At 73.5% G+C, this 13409-nt stretch carries 11 protein-coding genes; 3 read left to right on the top strand and 8 right to left on the bottom strand.

Going from position 1 to position 13409, the window contains the following annotated elements:
• The 5 genes from ABZ371_RS19145 to ABZ371_RS19125 all read right to left on the bottom strand — a co-directional run.
• The coding region (locus ABZ371_RS19145) for an NAD(P)/FAD-dependent oxidoreductase (protein WP_358680808.1) at positions 1-1554 on the bottom strand (1554 nt) is incomplete at its 3' end.
• 239 nt (positions 1555-1793) lie between these two features.
• Positions 1794-4070 (bottom strand): tetratricopeptide repeat protein, encoded by a 2277-nt coding sequence (locus tag ABZ371_RS19140; protein WP_358680805.1) that lies wholly within the window; start codon positions 4068-4070, stop codon positions 1794-1796.
• Positions 4071-4097: 27 nt separating this feature from the next.
• Positions 4098-4985 (bottom strand): oxygenase MpaB family protein, encoded by an 888-nt coding sequence (locus tag ABZ371_RS19135; RefSeq protein WP_358680802.1) that lies wholly within the window; start codon positions 4983-4985, stop codon positions 4098-4100.
• 220 nt (positions 4986-5205) lie between these two features.
• Positions 5206-6363 (bottom strand): methyltransferase, encoded by a 1158-nt coding sequence (locus tag ABZ371_RS19130; protein WP_358680799.1) that lies wholly within the window; start codon positions 6361-6363, stop codon positions 5206-5208.
• A 58-nt stretch (positions 6364-6421) separates the two neighbouring features.
• A complete protein-coding gene (locus ABZ371_RS19125; RefSeq protein WP_358680796.1) occupies positions 6422-6634 on the bottom strand; it encodes a hypothetical protein in 213 nt (70 codons plus the stop codon).
• A 243-nt stretch (positions 6635-6877) separates the two neighbouring features.
• Between ABZ371_RS19125 and ABZ371_RS19120 the strand changes: the two genes are divergently transcribed.
• Positions 6878-7702 carry an endonuclease gene (locus ABZ371_RS19120; protein ID WP_358680794.1) on the top strand — a complete coding sequence of 275 codons (825 nt, stop codon included), beginning with the start codon at positions 6878-6880 and terminating at the stop codon, positions 7700-7702.
• A 218-nt stretch (positions 7703-7920) separates the two neighbouring features.
• Here the strand turns inward: ABZ371_RS19120 and ABZ371_RS19115 are convergent, their stop codons facing one another.
• On the bottom strand, positions 7921-8526 hold the full coding sequence (locus ABZ371_RS19115) for a lytic polysaccharide monooxygenase (protein WP_358680811.1): 606 nt from the start codon (positions 8524-8526) through the stop codon (positions 7921-7923).
• Positions 8527-9092: 566 nt separating this feature from the next.
• On the opposite strand from ABZ371_RS19115, the gene ABZ371_RS19110 reads away from it, so the two are divergent.
• The gene (locus tag ABZ371_RS19110) at positions 9093-9860 is read left to right on the top strand and encodes a calcium-binding protein (RefSeq protein WP_358680791.1); all 768 of its coding nucleotides are present in this window, start codon (positions 9093-9095) and stop codon (positions 9858-9860) included.
• Positions 9861-10000: 140 nt separating this feature from the next.
• Here the strand turns inward: ABZ371_RS19110 and glsA are convergent, their stop codons facing one another.
• Together glsA and ABZ371_RS19100 are read right to left on the bottom strand one after the other, a co-directional pair.
• Positions 10001-11413, bottom strand: a complete 1413-nt coding sequence (gene glsA, locus ABZ371_RS19105; protein WP_358680788.1) for a glutaminase A — start codon at positions 11411-11413, stop codon at positions 10001-10003.
• A gap of 133 nt (positions 11414-11546) precedes the next feature.
• The gene (locus ABZ371_RS19100; RefSeq protein ID WP_358680785.1) at positions 11547-12041 is read right to left on the bottom strand and encodes a DUF1269 domain-containing protein; all 495 of its coding nucleotides are present in this window, start codon (positions 12039-12041) and stop codon (positions 11547-11549) included.
• Positions 12042-12180: 139 nt separating this feature from the next.
• Here ABZ371_RS19100 and ABZ371_RS19095 point away from each other — a divergent pair, with 139 nt between their 5' ends.
• On the top strand, positions 12181-13293 hold the full coding sequence (locus ABZ371_RS19095) for a chemotaxis protein (protein WP_358680783.1): 1113 nt from the start codon (positions 12181-12183) through the stop codon (positions 13291-13293).
• The last annotated feature ends 116 nt before the right edge of the window (positions 13294-13409 follow it).

Genomic DNA, 13409 nt, shown 5'->3' with positions numbered 1-13409 from the left:
GTTGTGGCCCGGCACCCCGCTGACGCCGCCGCCGCGGACCGCGCCCGCCCCGCACAGCAGGACGTTGGCGTGCGCCGTCTCCACGCCCCAGCGGCCGGTGGACTCCGTGGCGTACGGGAAGGCGAGGTCCCCGTGGAAGATGTGACCGCCGGGCAGCCGCAGATCGTGCGCGAGGTCCAGCGGGCTCTTCGCCTCGATGCAGGGCTCGCCGTTCTCGTCACGTGCCAGGCAGGCGGTCACCGGCTCGTCCAGGTGTGCGTCGAGTGCGGCCAGCGTGGCCGTCAGGAGTTCGTCGCGCGTCGCCGCGTTGTCCGCGGTGAACAGCCGGGCGGGCGTGTGCAGGCCGAACAGGGTCAGGGTCTGGTACCCGCGGGCGGCCGGGACGGGACCGAGGATCGAGGGGTCGGTCAGCGAGTGGCAGTAGATCTCGGAGGGCGGGGTGGCGGGCAGCCGGCCCGCCGCCGCCTCCCGGTACGCCTCGGCGAGCCGGTCGTAGCCCTCGGCGATGTGGAACGTACCGGCGAAGGCGGTGCGCGGGGCCACCGACCGGTCACGCAGCCGGGGCAGCCGGGTGAGCAGCATGTTCACCTTCAGCTGGGCGCCCTCGGCCGGAGCGGGCGGCTGCTCCCCGAGGAGCGCGGCGAGCACCTGCGGCGACGCGTTGACCAGGACGCGGCGGGCCGCCACGACGTGTTCCGCCCCGTCCGACCGAACGGTGACCTCGGCCCGTACCCCGTCCGTCTCGATACGGGTGGCCTCGTGGCGGACACGGATCTCGGCGCCCGCCGCCCGGGCGGCCGCCGCCAGCGCGTCGGTGAGCGCGCCCATGCCACCGACCGGGACGTTCCAGTCCCCCGTACCGCCGCCGATCACGTGGTACAGGAAGCAGCGGTTCTGGAGCAGTGACGGGTCGTGGGCGTCGGCGAACGTGCCGATCAGCGCGTCGGTCAGGACGACGCCGCGGACGAGGTCGTCGGCGAAGGCCTCCTCGATCGCGACGCCGACGGGCTCCTCGAAGAACATGCGCCAGGCGTCGGCGTCATCGATCCGTGCCCGCAGGGAGGCGCGGTCCGGCAGCGGTTCGGTGAGGGTGGGGAAGACGCGTGCGGCGAGCCGCCGGGTCCGGCCGTAGAAGCGCTGCCACGCCCGGTATTCGCGGTCGCCGCCGGTGAGCGCGGCGAAGGACGCCCGGGTCGCCTCCTGGTCCCCGCCGACGAGCAGTCCGGTCGGCCGCCCGCCGCGCACGGCCGGGGTGTAGGAGGAGACGGTGCGCGGACGTACGGCGAAGTCGAGGGCGAGATCGCCGACGATCTTGTCCGGGAGCAGGGAGACGAGGTACGAGTAGCGGGAGAGCCGCGCGGCCACCCCGGGGAAGGGCGAGGTGGACACGGCGGCTCCGCCGGTCCTGGCGAGCCGCTCCAGGACGAGGACGGACTGCCCGGCGCGGGCGAGATAGGCGGCGGCGACCAGCCCGTTGTGGCCGCCCCCGACGACGACGGCGTCGTAGCAGCCGTGGGCGGGCCGGCCGGGCGCGTGCGACGCGTCTGCGGACATGCCTCTTGGTAGCACGGGACGGTCGCGCGTGGCCAGGAGGCGGGAACGGCACGGCCGGCCGGACAGCGGTGCGCGCCGCGGTGGCGGATGTGGGAGGGTGCTGACCCAGAGGGTGCTGACCCGTCCGCCGACTCCTCCCCGCCCTCGGTGGGTGAACCAGGCCCCACTGCGCCACGGAGCCGGGATCGCGCTGCTGCGCGGCCTCCACCAAGCCGGTGGCCCCGGGGCCTGAGGCAGGCTCAGGCCTCCGGCGTCCCGCTCCGGCCGCGCAGATCCGCGACCCGCCGGTAGAGGTCGGCGGCCTCGGTGCCGCGGCCGAGCCGCTCCAGGCAGTAGGCCTCGTCGTTGCGGCCCGCCAGGGTGTCGGGGTGGCCGGCGCCCAGGGTCCGTTCCCGGGCCTCGGCGACCCGCCGGTAGTCGGCGAGTGCTTCGGCCCAGCGGCCCAGCCAGCCCAGGCCCACGGCCACCTCGCGGCGGCTGACGAGCGTGTCGGGGTGGTCGGGGCCGAGGACGCGCTCCCGGATCGCGCACACCTCGCGGGCCTCTGCGAGCGCCTCCTCCCAGCGTGCCATCCGCCCGAGGTTGACGCCGAGGCCGTGCCGGGCCCGCAGGGTCTCGGTGTGGGTGGGCCCTTGGAGGCGGGTGCGGTCCTCGACGAGCGAGCGGTACAGCTCGAGCGCCTCGGCGCCGCGGCCCAGCCGGCCGAGGCTGATGCCGACCTCGTAGCGGGCGGCCAGGGTGTCGGGGTGGTCCGGGCCGAGCGCCAGGGCGCGCGCCTGTGCGACCTCGCGGTAGGCCCGCAGCGCCTCGGCCCAGCGTCCCATCCGGCCGAGCGTGTACGCCACCTCGTACCGGGTGACCAGCGTGTCCGGGTGCTTCTCGCCGAGCAGCCGGCCCCTGGCCTCCGCCACCTCGCGGGCCATGGCGTACGAGTCCTCCAGGCGTCCCAGCCGGCTGAGGTTGAACGCCAGGTTGTGGCGGCAGCGCAGGGTGTCGGGGTGGTCGGGGCCCATGGAGCGCATCCGGGAGGCGAGGACGGCGGCGTACACCTGGTGGGCCTCGAAGTGCCGGCCGAGCCGGCCGAGGACGTACGCCGTCTCCTGGCGGGCCGCGAGGGTGTCGGGGTGGTCGGGGCCCAGGGTGCGCTCGCGGCCGTCGGCGACCCGGCCGAACTCGCGGAGCGCGTCGGCGGTACGCCCGGTCCGGCTGAGGGTGAAGGCGACCTCGTAGCGGCTGGCGAGGGTGTCGGGGTGGTCGGGGCCGAGTGCCCTTTCGCGCGACGAGGCGACCGTGCGGTGGACCTCGCCGGCCTCCTCCCAGTGCCCGAGGCGCGCCAGGTTCAGACCCGCGCTGTGCCGGTCGGCCAGCGTGGAGAGCAACTCGGGTGACGACGTGGCGCGTTCGGCGGACGGCGTGCCGGGGCTCGGCGGTGCGGCGGCGGGCGGCCCGCCGGTGAGGAGCGGCAGCCCGGTCCCGCTCGTCCACGCGCCGGTCAGCTCGGCCGCGTGGCCGGTGCCCGGCACCGCGGGACGGACCGTGCCGGTCGCCTTGAGACCCGTCGTCATGTCGCGGGTCCATGCGGGCAGCGGCGGCTGCGCGCCACCGGGGCGCGGGACGGGAGCGGCGAGCCGTGTCCACCCCGCCTCGGGGAGCGCGGGCTGCTCGCCGGTACGGCCGAGCGCGATGCGCTGCCGCAGGTCGCCGGCGTCGGCCGGCCGCTCCCCCGGCGCCTTGGCCAGCAGGTCCAGGACGAGCCGCTCGAAGAACGAAGGAAGCTCCGCGCGGTGGGTGCGCAGCGGTTCGGGCGGCGTGTCGCGGTGCCCTACGAGAACGGACCAGGCGTCGTCCAGGTCGAACGGGGGAACGCCCGTGGCTATCTCGTAGAGGACGCACCCCAGGGAGTACAGGTCGCTCCGGTGGTCGACGTCCCCGCCGCTGATCTGCTCGGGGGACATGTAGTGCGGGGTGCCCATGGCGATACCGGTGCCGGTGAGGCGCGAGGTGAAGCCGGCGTCGTGGCCGAGCCTGGCGATACCGAAGTCGCAGATCTTCACGGTGCCGTCGCCGAGGCGCATGATGTTGGCGGGCTTGAGGTCGCGGTGCACGATGCCCTGCCGGTGGGTGTAGCCGAGTGCGTCGGCGACCTGTTCGGCGATGTCGACGACGTCCGGGACCGGCAGGGGGTGCTGCTCGTTGTCCTCGAGGAGCTGACTGAGGTTGCGCCCTTCCAGCAGTTCCATGACGAGGTACAGGACGCCGTCGGACTCGCCGAAGTCGTGGACGACGGTGACGCCCCGGTGCTGGAGCGCGGCCGCCACCCGCGCCTCGCGGCGGAAGCGTTCGCGCAGGACACGGGTGAATGCCTTGTCGTGCTGGGGACCCACCGGTTTGAGGCACTTGACGGCCACGTGCCGGCCCAGGGACTCGTCGCGGGCCCGCCACACCTCGCCCATACCTCCGCGCCCGATCAGATCGAGCAGGTGGTACCGGCTCTGGATCAGCCTCGTGTCCGCCATCGCCTGTCGTCGCCCCCGTCGCGTCGCCTACCGCCGCGCCCTCCCCGGCCCGTCCAGTATGGCGCCCCGGCCGCGGAGTCCGTACGGGTCGGGAGCGCTGCCGGGCCCGAGCCGTCGCATCGCCTTCGCGATGTGGCCGGGCGGCACCAGGCGCCGCACGGGCGCGGGGATGCGGCGCAGCGCGGTCCCCGTCGCGCGCAGGCGGCGGTCGACGGCCTCGGGGGGCGGGGCGGCCCTGCCGTACAGCTCGTGGGCGTACGGGGGCAGGGAGTCGTAGGCGAGTGCCGCCACGCGCCGCCACAGCAGCGCGCGCGCCGGGGTCAGCAGGGCGTGGACCGGGGGCTCGCGCAGGAAGTCGTCCACCTCCGCGGCGTCCGGCCCGGCGGCGAGTTCGGGGCGGACGCGCGCGAAGAAGGCGGCGAGCGCGGCGGCCGAACCGGGGACGCCGGACGGGTCGAGGCCGACGAGGCGTGCGCTCTCGCGCTGCTCGTCGACGTAGCGGTCGGCGAGGGCTCCGGTGATCGGAAGGCCCGAGCGGCACCCCACCTGGAGGTAGGAGTCGATCTCGGCGCAGTGGACCCAGAGCAGCAGTCCCGGTTCGTCGATGGCGTACGTCTCGCCGGTCGCCGGATCGGTGGCCGTGAGGAGGCGGTGGATCCTGCGGACCCGGGCGCCGTACTTCCCGGCGGCCTCCACCGTGCCGTAGGTGAGCGTGCCGACGAAGTCGGCCGTCCGCATCAGGCGGCCCCACGCGTCCTGGCGGAAGTCGGAGTTCTCCATCACACCGCGGACGGCACGGGGGTGCAGCGCCTGGAGGTAGAGGGCGCGTAAGCCGGCGACCCACATCATGGGGTCGGCGTGCAGCTGCCAGGTGACGGAGCAGGGGCCGAACAGCCCGGGGTCCGGTTCGCTCATCGGCTCGTACCTTCCGCTCGGCGGTGGGTCCGTGCTCGGCGGAACGCGCGTCGTCGTCGGACGGCGTGGCACCGGTTACATGCATACCGCAACCGCGTGTGTCACGGGAGGGCCCGGGGGGCCACGATCGGCGGCACCGGTCGCTGCGGGAGCCGGCCGGTGGGCACCGCGCCGGGAGACGTGGCCCGGGCCCGCGCCGGGCACGCCCCCGGGCCGTCGGTCAGCGCTTGACGGACCTGAGGACCACGAACTTCGGGTCTCCGGCCACGGTGGTGCAGTTGCCGAAGATCCGGCGCAGCTGTGTGTGGTAGCCGAGGTGCCGGTTGCCGACGATCCACAGCTCGCCGCCCTGCCGGAGTGCGGTCTTCGCCCCGTGGAACATGTTCCTGGCGGTCGCGTCCGTGACCGCCTGGTGGGAGTGGAAGGGCGGATTGCACAGGACCAGGTCCACGCTCCTGGGGGGCACCCCCTCCATCGCGTCGCCGACGAGGAACTCCGCTTCGGCGTCCTCCCGTGCGCCGGCCCGGAAGGTCTCCTCGGCCGAGGCGACCGCCTGGTACGACTCGTCGACGAACGTGACGGACGCCTCCGGGTTGGCGAGCGCCACGGAGGTGCCCACGACGCCGTTCCCGCAGCCGAGGTCGACCACGCGCTCGGGGCCCGTCCGGGCGGGCAGGTGCTTCAGGAAGAAGCGGGTGCCGACGTCGAGCCGTTCGGCACAGAAGATGCCGGCGTGATTGGTGACGGTCCGGCCGGAGACGGCGCCCACGTCCTCCGGCAGGTCGTAGCGGTAGGGCCAGGGGCTGGGGGTCCTGGGCAGCGCCGGGTCGGGGGTGCAGTGGATGAGCCGGGCCTTCTTGACGGCCAGCGAGGTGCGGGTCGGCCCGATGATGCGTTCGAAGAGCTTGAGGGTGGAGGTGTGGATCTCCTTCACCATGCCGGTGCCGATGACGACGGTGTCCGCGTGGACGGCGGGCGCGAGCCGGTGCAGCTGGTCCTCCAGCAGGGCCAGGCTCTTCGGTACCCGCACGAGCAGGACGTCGACGCGCTCCGGCGGGGTGTCACGCACCGAGAGCAGGCGCGCGGAGTCGGGCGCGGCACCGTTGCGGGCCAGGTTGGCGAGGGTGGCACGCTGCGCGAGGTAGGAGTCGGTGATCTGCACGGGCCGGTGCGCCGCCAGCGCGGTGGCGAGGGCGCCCCAACGGTCGCCGACCACCACCACGGTGCCGCTCAGGTCGACCGGTTCGCCGTCCTCCTCACCCGCCAGCCGGCTCAGCAGGTACTCGTCGGCGGCGTCCCACGCACGCAGCTGGTCGCGCGGGTTCTCCGGGTGGCGGGCGAGGTCGAATCCGCCCTGTGGCGTCGTCAAACGGTTCATATGGCGTTCAGGCTAGCCGAGTGGCGGAGGGCGCCTCGCACACTCCCCGCCCCACGGCTCACGGAAGACGCTTGTCGATGGCCGACCGGCCCTCCTCGGCCAGCCTGCGCTTCGCCCACTCCAGGTTTCCGGGGGTCAGGTCGCGGCCGGAGGCCAGTACGAGGTCCTCCGCCGTGGGCTGATCGTTTCCGCCGGTGTGGAGCAGGCGGTCGGGAGTGACCCCCTGGACATCCGGCTCGGATACGGATAGGGATTCGGGCTGTTCGCTCATACCGCCTCCTCCTCGTCCTTGCGGTAATTCTCGCGCCGGTCGGGTGTCACCGCATCCGATGCCGTGGGGGACGCGGCACAGTCGTCACTTGACTTGCACATGATGACTACGCAACGTTCACTCGACCGGCACCCCGCGTGTGGAAGGCTCCCGGCTCACCAGCCATCGTCCGGCGAACGGCACCGCCCCCGGAGACGTCTCCGAGGCGGGCCCGCCACCGGAGCATCGGAGAGGACACCCCACATGTCCGGTCGCCGTCGTTTCTACGCGCGTCCGCTATTGGCCACGATCGCCTCGGCAGGCCTGCTCACCGGCCTGGCAGGCACCGCCCCCGCCGCTCCGGCCGCCGCCCCCGCCGCCTTCGCGTCGGCGCCCGCCGCCCTGGACGACACCTACTACCAGGGCGCCCAGGGCAAGACGGGCGCCGCCCTCAAGAGCTCGCTGCACTCCATCATCAGCAAGCAGACGAAGCTTTCCTACAGCCAGGTCTGGAACGCCCTGAAGGACACCGACGAGGACCCGGCCGACCCCTCGCACGTGATCCTCCTGTACACCGGGCGCTCGCAGTCCGAGAACGACAACGGGGGCGGCACCGGCGACTGGAACCGGGAGCACGTCTGGGCCAAGTCGCACGGTGACTTCGGCACCGCCACGGGCCCCGGGACGGACATCCACCACCTGCGCCCGACGGACGTCCAGGTCAACGCCGTCCGCGGCAACAAGGACTTCGACAACGGCGGCAGCGCCGTGGCGGGGGCGCCCGGCAACTTCACCGACGGCGACTCCTTCGAACCGCGCGACGCGGTCAAGGGAGACGTCGCCCGCATGATCCTCTACATGGCGGTGCGGTACGAGGGGGACGACGCGTTCGCCGACCTGGAGCCGAACGACAGGGTCGGCAACGGCTCGGCACCCAGCATCGGGCGGCTCTCGGTACTCAAGCAGTGGAACCAGCTGGACCCGCCGGACAGCTTCGAACAGCACCGCAACGACGTCATATTCGACCGGTACCAGCACAACCGGAACCCGTTCATCGACCACCCGGAATGGGTGGAGTCCATCTGGTAGCAGACTCCGGCGTCCCGGCCCGGGCACCGGCGGCAAGGAGGAGCCGGCCCGGTGACCGTGGTCCCGCGCTCGCCACCGCTGCGGCCGGCGGGAGCGCGGGAAGCCCCGCCGGGGCAGGGTGACCACACGGGATCCCCTGCCCCGACGGGGCTCGGTCGGCCGGGCCGCGGATCACGGACGCCCGGCGGAAGCCCGGGCCGTGGGCGGCGCTTTCCGGCTCAGCCGAAGCTCACGTCGCTGCACCACATGTAGGCCTGGTCGAGGTGCGAGGCCTGCCAGATCACGAACAGGACGTGGTGTCCGGTGTAGCCGGAGGTCTGGACGGGGAAGGTGATGTCCTGCGCCGGGGCGTAGCGGCCGGTCTGCGTGATGAAGTCGAGGTTGCCCCAACCCAGGTTCTGGGTCTTGGGGTCGAAGCCCTGCTTGCTCACGTAGACCTTGAAGTAGTCGGCACCGTGGGAGGCCTGGTCACGCAGGTGGACCGAGAAGTTGTTGCCGACGGTGGTGGTCTTCCACTGCCCGGGCTTGTTCAGGCTGGCGTTCCTGGAGAGGTTGTTGCTGCAGAGCGTCCCGTCGGGGGTCTTCGCCTGGAACTGGCCGCCGAGGCCGTCGCGGAGCGCGCTCATCCAGTTCCACATGGTGTCGGGGTTGGCCTGGAAGGCCTGCCAGCACATGGGGTCCTGGGTCTGCATGGCCGGGTTCGTGTGGTTGCTGCCCCACGTCTGCCAGCACTGGTAGGCGCGGGAGGCGGGGCCGACGATGGTGCCGTGGGCCTGGGCGGGGGTCGACCAGGCGAGTGCGCCGACGACGACGGCGAACAGCATGACGAGCGTGTGGAGGGGCCTGCGGAGGGACGACCGCGAACGCCCGGCTAACGGGGTCTTCTTACGCATGTGGGGGGAACTCCTTCCAGTGGTGAAGCTGCTATGGGAGCGCTCCCAACGCTACGCCCTCCGAGTGAACTGTCAATAAAGCGAACAGAGTTGATTACAGACGTCGGCGGCGAGTGCGGCATCTGCCGTGGTCGGGAGCCGGAACCGCACCCGGGGCCGGAAGCGGGGAACGGCCCCGACCGGTGCGCGGGACGCCGTAGGCCACCCCGGGGCGAGCGGGCGGCACGGGTGGCGGCCAGGCCGTCGCCGGTTCCCCACTGCGCCGACTCCCCCGGCCGAGCCCTCCGCCCGCACCCGGGCAGCCGCCTTCTCCGGATCCTCGGGCGATCCACTCGCGAAGGCGTCGTCCGACTCAGGCTTTTGTGACGCTGCGTCAGTTCGCGGTCTTGCGGAACCGGACGAGGAGGGGAGACTGCCTTCACGACCGGGTCGGCCCGGCCCCGGCAGCCCCGCGCCGAGCACGTCGGTCCACCGCCACCCAACCGAGACGAGGTCCCATGAACCGAAACCGAGCCGCCGCCGGCGCAGTCGCCCTGGCCTTGTTCACCGCAGGTCTCACCGTCGGCCCGGCAGTCGCCGCCACACCCGGGACGAAGGCCCGCGTCGGAGCCGACTGGGCAACTCAGTCGATCGTCTTCACCGCCGCCGCAGGGCAGACCAACTCCCTCGACATATTCTCCATGTACACCAGCGACGGGATCAAGCGGATCGGCTTCAGCGACGTGGTCCCGCTCGAACCGGGCGACCACTGTGCCTACTCACGGGCCGAGGACACCACCTCAGTCGTCTGCGAACTGCCCGCCGACAGCCCCCGCCCCGACAGGATCGACGTCTTCCTCGGCGACGGCGGTGACACGATCGCCGCCTTCGCCCCCGGGGTCGGCACCGTCGACGGCGGCCCCGGAGACGACGAACTGCACGCCCACACCGCGCGCACGGTGCTGGGCGGCACGGGCAACGACATGGTCATGGGACCCGCCGCCCTGCACGGCGGCGACGGCATGGACCACCTGATGGGTGACAGCGGGGACCAGCAGCTGTGGGGCGGCCGGGGCGACGACATGATCGAGGGCTACGGCGGTGACGACACCGTGTACGCCGGCCCCGGCGACGACCACGCCATGGGCGGGGACGGCGACGATGCCGTCCTCGGCGGCCCCGGCGACGACATGCTGGAAGGCGAGGGCGGCGACGACCTCGTTCTCGGTGGCACCGGAAAGGACGCCGTCGACGGCGGACCCGGCCGCGACATCGTCCTCCCGTGAGCACGCCTCCATGACCGACGGTCCCGGCCCGCGGCGTCGCGGGCCCGGGCCCGTCGACCGCGTACGGCGCGGACGGGTCGCCGTGTGCGGCACGGGGTGACCCGGCGGAGCCGGACCGTCGAACCCGTGCGGTCACAGCGCTAGGACCGCGCGGCCCGGTCAGGTCCGTCCGGCCCGGCCAGGGCCTGCGCGCAACGCTCCACGGCCTCGGCACGGGAGCCGAAGCGTGGCAGGTCCCGGCCGGTCCGCTCCCGGACGAGGTCCGGTGGTCCCAGCCGGTCGTCCGGATCGACGACGGCGGCGCGGCGCCCGTCACCGGCGAGGCGGGCCAGACCCGCGTGCAGCGTGGCCAGGGCCAGGGCGTCCACCCCGGTCACCTCACGCAGGTCCAGGACGACGGCCCCGGTCCGCTCCGGGCCCGACCTGTCCAGGGCGTGCAGGACGCGCTCGGCCGCGGTGAAGTCGAGCGCGCCCTGGGCGACGACGATCCCGACCCTCGCGTGGAGGGCGCGTTCCGGGCCGCCCGGCGGAGCCGAGGGCAGGACGTCCGCGGTGGTGGCCAGCGTGACGGTGGAACCGGGCAGCGCCGGGTTGCGCATGAGGTGCAGCCCGAGCTCCTCCGAGAGCGCGCCGAGTGCCGCGCGTCCGCGGACCGAGGTGCCGGCCGCGTCCAGCGGCGGGCTGTAGGCGGCCAGGCCGAAGCGGGCCGGTCCCGCCGCGATCAGCCCGCCGGAGACCCCGCTCTTGGCGGGCAGGCCGACGCGCAGCAGCCACTCCCCGGACGCGTCGTACATGCCGCAGGTGGCCATGACCGCGAGGACCCGCGCCGCGACCTCGGCGGAGACGACGGCCTCCCCGGTCAGCGGGTTGACACCGCCGTGCGCGAGGGTGGCGGCCATCACGGCGAGGTCGACGGCGGTGACCCGTACCGCGCACTGCCGGAAGTAGGTGTCCACCGCGGCCACCGGGTCCACAGGCGGGACACCGGCGGCGGGCGGAGGGCCGGCGGCCGGCGGGGCGCCTGCCGACCGGAGCAGGTAGGCGAGCGCCCGGTTGCGGTCCCCGGTCGCGGCCTCGGAGGCGTACACCTCCTCGTCGACGTCGAGCGGCCGGCCCGCGAACCGGCTCAGACAGGTCAGCACACGCCGGAAGGCGGAGGCCCGGCCGGTGGCGGCGATCAGGGCCGTGGTGACGATGGCCCCGGCGTTCACCATGGCGTTGGCCGGCCGCCCCGTGCCCGGCTCCAGGCTGATCGCGTTGAACGCCTCACCGCTCGGCTCGGCACCCACCCAGCGGCCCACCTCGTCCAGGCCGAGCGAGGACAGCGCGAGCGCGTAGACGAAGGGTTTCGAGACGGACTGCAGGGTGAAGGGCGTGCCGGCCGCACCGGCGCTGTAGCAGTGCCCGTCCATGCTGACGAGCGCCAGCCCGAAGTCGTCCGGGTCGGCGCTCGCCAACTGCGGGATGTAGGAGGCCGGCCGGCCGTCACGCAGGCCGCCGAACCGCGCGTGCAGGCCGCGCAGGACGTCCGTGACGGCGTCGGACGCCGTCACCCCGGCCTCGCGGGCCGCCCCGCCGACCGCCTCGCGCGGGAGGCGGCGGGCCCTTCCTGGACCGCCGCACCGCCCCAAGCCGCCGCACCGTCCCGGGCCGCCGCACCGTCCCGGGCCGCTCCGCTCGCCCGGGTCATTCCGCGTCGTCGCCGAAGATGTCACGGAGCCTGGCCTCACGCTCCGTGTCGAGGTTGCTGTGCAGCAGCTCGGCGCCGCCGCCGGGGAGGGACTCGCCGATCCGGCTGGGCACCTCGTCCCGGGTGAGCAGGAAGAGCGCCGAGGTCCCGGGTGTCACCTTCTGCTTGACCTCTGCGATGAAGTCGTCGTCGATGCCCACGTCGGCGAGCCTTCCGCCGAGCGCTCCGGCCGCGGCGCCGATGGCGGCACCCAGGAGCGGCATCAGGAAGATGAGCCCGAAGAGCATCCCCCAGAAGGTGCCGCTCAGGGCACCGGCGCCCACCAGGTTGATCAACTGCTTCGTCCTCGGCTTGGAGCGCTCCACCGGCCACGTGACGACGGCGGCGTCGAGGATCTTGAGCAGGCCCTCCTTCTGCAGGGACTTGAGCGCCGATTCCACGTTCTCCGCACCCTCGGCCGACTGGAACTTCCACACGGTGAGCGTGGACATGGGGGCACCTCCGACAGCAGGAATGGACAATTCGCCCATAGTATGACCGCACTGTATGAATTGACTCGTCATGTCACCCGCTCCTCCCCCGGGGCGGGCTCAGTATCTCGATTCCAGCCCAGCCCTCCGGGAGGTAACGATGGATACGGACGCCCTGACCGCCGAGACCCTGCAGAAGCTCCGGGCGACCCGGCCCTATCCGGCCCTATCCCTGACGATGCCCACCCACCGCCGCGCACCGGACAACGTCCAGGACGCCGCACGGCTGCGCAATCTGGTGGCCGCCGCCAACACCCGTCTGAAGGCCGACGAGCGGGTCACCCGCGAGGCGCGGGACTCCGTCACGGCGCAGATGGACCGTGCCGTCGCCGAGGTGAACCAGCGGAGCGCCCTGGAGGGCCTGGTCATCCTGGCCGACGCGGACGAATACCAGATCTGGTACCTGCCGCGCACCGTGCCCGAGCGCGTGGTCCTGAGTGACAGCTACCTCACCCGGAACCTGGTCGCCGCCAAGGCCGGGGCGCGACCGTACTGGGTGCTCGGGGTGTCCGCCGAGCACGCGACGCTGTGGTCGGGGGCCGACGACGATCTGCGCGAGGACGACGGGCACGGCTTTCCCCTGAGCCCTCAGCACGTCAACTTCGACCCGGAGCGCCAGGCCCGGAGCGGGGACGCCCCGAGCATCTACGTCAGCGAGGACACGCGCCACTTCTTCCGCAAGGTCGACGGCACCCTGCGGGCCGCCCTGGCCGCTGACCCCAGGCCGCTCTTCCTGGTCGGACTGCCGCCGGCGCTCGCCCTGCTGGAGGAGGTGGGCGAGTGCGCGGGCACGGCCGTCTCCAAGGTCGCGAAGGGCACGACGTCGGAGACGAGCGCCCCCGAACTCCTGAGACTCCTGGCTCCCGCCCTGGAGGACTGGCGAGCCCAGAGCGCCGCGACCGTGCGCAAGAGGCTCGACGACGCCCGCAGCGGCAAGTCCTTCGCGGGCGGCCTGGACGAGGTGTGGGCCGCCGTCCGGGAGCGCCGCGCCGGTCTGGTCGCGGTCGAGGAGCACTTCCGGCGGACGGTGGAGGTCACGGACGAGCATCTGGAGCCGGTGGACCCCGCGAACCCCCCACCGGACGACCGGGTCCGTGAGGACATCGTGGACGAGCTGGTCGAAGCGGCCCTGGACACCGGGTGCGAGGTCGTGTTCTGCGCGGACGACTCCCTCGCAGAGCACGGACGCATCGCGGCGGCGCTGCGCTTCTGACCTGACTGCCCCAGGACCGCGGGGCCGGCGCCGTGGCGGGGCGCCGGTCCCGCGGCCGTTCTCCGTGACGCACCGCGGCCGGCCGACGGGCCGCGGTGCGTGCGGCGCGCTCAGCC

The sequence above is a fragment of the Streptomyces sp. NPDC005899 genome (assembly GCF_040629645.1).
GTDB lineage: Bacteria > Actinomycetota > Actinomycetes > Streptomycetales > Streptomycetaceae > Streptomyces.
Note: the sequence above shows the minus strand (reverse complement) of the source record. Positions and strands in the feature narration are given on the sequence as shown.

Coding starts and splice junctions, on each gene's coding strand:
- ABZ371_RS19140 (WP_358680805.1), bottom strand. CDS start 4,070: ATGGCGGACACGAGGCTGATCCAGAGCCGGTACCACCTGCTCGATCTG.
- ABZ371_RS19135 (WP_358680802.1), bottom strand. CDS start 4,985: ATGAGCGAACCGGACCCCGGGCTGTTCGGCCCCTGCTCCGTCACCTGG.
- ABZ371_RS19130 (WP_358680799.1), bottom strand. CDS start 6,363: ATGAACCGTTTGACGACGCCACAGGGCGGATTCGACCTCGCCCGCCAC.
- ABZ371_RS19125 (WP_358680796.1), bottom strand. CDS start 6,634: ATGAGCGAACAGCCCGAATCCCTATCCGTATCCGAGCCGGATGTCCAG.
- ABZ371_RS19120 (WP_358680794.1), top strand. CDS start 6,878: ATGTCCGGTCGCCGTCGTTTCTACGCGCGTCCGCTATTGGCCACGATC.
- ABZ371_RS19115 (WP_358680811.1), bottom strand. CDS start 8,526: ATGCTGTTCGCCGTCGTCGTCGGCGCACTCGCCTGGTCGACCCCCGCC.
- ABZ371_RS19110 (WP_358680791.1), top strand. CDS start 9,093: ATGAACCGAAACCGAGCCGCCGCCGGCGCAGTCGCCCTGGCCTTGTTC.
- ABZ371_RS19100 (WP_358680785.1), bottom strand. CDS start 12,041: ATGTCCACGCTCACCGTGTGGAAGTTCCAGTCGGCCGAGGGTGCGGAG.
- ABZ371_RS19095 (WP_358680783.1), top strand. CDS start 12,181: ATGGATACGGACGCCCTGACCGCCGAGACCCTGCAGAAGCTCCGGGCG.